The following is a 1,608-nucleotide window of genomic DNA, read 5'->3' on the forward strand; positions in this document are numbered from 1 at the left end:
GCGGTGATGAGGCGCATCGCGGAGAGTGAGTCGCCGCCGAGGTGGAAGAAGGAGTCGTCGATCCCGACCCGCTCGACGCCGAGCACCCGGGCGTAGATGCCGGCCAGGATCTCCTCGATGGCGGTTTCCGGAGCGCGGTAACCGTCGCCGCCCTGGTAGTCGGGGGCGGGCAGGGCGCGGGGGTCGAGCTTGCCGTTGACCGTCAATGGCAGCGCATCGAGCACGACCACCGCCGACGGGAGCATGTAGGTGGGGAGCCGCTGACCCAACCGGGCCCGAATGTCGGCCGGGTCAGCGGCTCCAGTCACATACCCGACGACGCGTTTGTCGCCGGGTTGGTCTTCGCGGACGACGACCGCGACGTGCTCGACGCCGTCCAATTCGGTTAGCGCGGCACGGATTTCGCCCAGCTCGATGCGATAGCCGCGGATCTTGACCTGCTCGTCGGCCCGGCCAAGATAGCGCAGTTGCCCGTCGGGACCCCAGCAGACCAGGTCCCCGGTGCGGTACATGCGCTGGCCCGCAACGCCGAACGGGCAGGCCACGAACCGCGACGCGGTCAGCCCGGGGCGATGCCAATACCCCACACCGACGCCGTCACCGGCGAGGTACAGCTCGCCCACCACGCCGGCCGGTACCGGGCGCAACCATCCATCCAGCACACACAGCGCGGCCCCCGATATCGGCGAACCGATCGGCGGTGTGCCCGCTGTCAGCGGCGCGCTGTGGGAGACCCACATGGTGGTCTCGGTCGGGCCATAGACGTTGACCATCACCCGTCCCGGCGCCCAGCGCTTCACCAGCTCGGGTGGACAGGGCTCCGCGCCGACCACCAACGCCGTGCCATCCAGGCCCTCGGCGGACAACATCGCGGCCGCCGACGGGGTCTGGGTCAACACCGTCACACCCTCACGCACCAGTAACGCGTGGAACTCTTCGGGCGAACGCGCCACCGCATCGGGCACCACCACCAACCGGGCCCCGTGCAGCAGCGCCCCCCAGATCTCCCACACCGAAAAATCAAACGAATACGAGTGGAACTGCGCCCACACCTGCTCGCCCGACAACTCGAACCCCAGATCCAGCGAGTCGAACAACTGCGCCACGTTATGATGGGTGACCGCAACACCTTTGGGCACCCCCGTAGTACCCGACGTATAGATGATGTGCGCCAGATCAGCCGGTGACGGGCCCGGTAACGCCGTCTCAGGCCGAGTCGCCACCACCGGGTCATCGACATCGACGACGATCCCGCCGAACCCGGCCAACCGCGGGGCCAGACCGGCAGTGGTGACCGCGACCCTCGGCGCGGCATCGGCCAACATGAACGCCACCCGCGCATCCGGCAACGCCGGATCGATCGGCAGATACGCCGCCCCAGACTTCAGCACCGCCAACATCGCCACGATCGCCTCAGCCGAACGCGAAAACAGCAGCGCCACAACCCCACCCGGACCAGCACCACACTCGACCAACAGATGCGCCAACCGGGTGGACACCCCATCAAGCTCCCGATACGTCCACGACCGACCCCCACACCTCAGCGCCACCGCACCCGGAACCCGCGCCACCTGCCCGGCAAACAACCCCACCACCGACACCGGCACC

Annotated in this window: 1 protein-coding gene; it reads right to left on the bottom strand. The window is 68.4% G+C overall.

Translation table 11 applies throughout. The annotated features are described in order from the left end of the window. Positions 1 to 1,608, bottom strand: a 1,608-nt coding sequence (locus A5732_RS04600) for a non-ribosomal peptide synthetase (protein ID WP_142256554.1), incomplete at both ends; no start/stop codon positions are given.

Source organism: Mycobacterium colombiense, assembly GCF_001953985.1.
Lineage (GTDB): Bacteria > Actinomycetota > Actinomycetes > Mycobacteriales > Mycobacteriaceae > Mycobacterium > Mycobacterium colombiense_B.